Origin of the sequence: Paenibacillus contaminans (genome assembly GCF_003285015.1) — a bacterium.
Lineage (GTDB): Bacteria > Bacillota > Bacilli > Paenibacillales > NBRC-103111 > Paenibacillus_V > Paenibacillus_V contaminans.
This window is the reverse complement of sequence record NZ_QMFB01000096.1, coordinates 1-401: the sequence shown is the minus strand read 5'-3', so window position 1 is coordinate 401 and position 401 is coordinate 1. Positions and strand designations below refer to the sequence as shown.

Below are 401 nucleotides of genomic sequence, written 5' to 3'. Positions count from 1 at the left end.
CAAACGTTCGTCTACGATTTCAGTCAGATCGGTCTTGATGGAGCGTCAGGCACGCCGGCCGGGTTTGTGCTGGAAGGGCAGACAAACGAATACCCCTTAGTCGCGCCTCTACAAGGCAACGGGATAGGAATCCAAAGCACCTTGTCTGTTCCCTCCAGAACGGTTCAGTTGCCGGTGCCTGCCTCCGGTACATACGAAGTGTATTTGAAAGGATATCAGGATGCAGGCTCCGGTATCGGCGAATTGCGCATAGATGGCGTCGTGGCCGGCTTTTATGATTTCTATAATGTGGATAGCAAAATGGGGCCGGAGTTAAAGATAGGGAAAGTAAATTTGAAGACGGGCAACCGCAAACTGACGTTTACCGTAGTGGATAAGAATGAAAGCTCCATTTGGTATTA

At 49.9% G+C, this 401-nt stretch carries 1 protein-coding gene; it reads left to right on the top strand.

The window, feature by feature from the left end; translation table 11 throughout:
- Positions 1-401, top strand: a 401-nt coding sequence (locus DQG23_RS42500; protein WP_158560979.1) for a hypothetical protein, incomplete at both ends; no start/stop codon positions are given.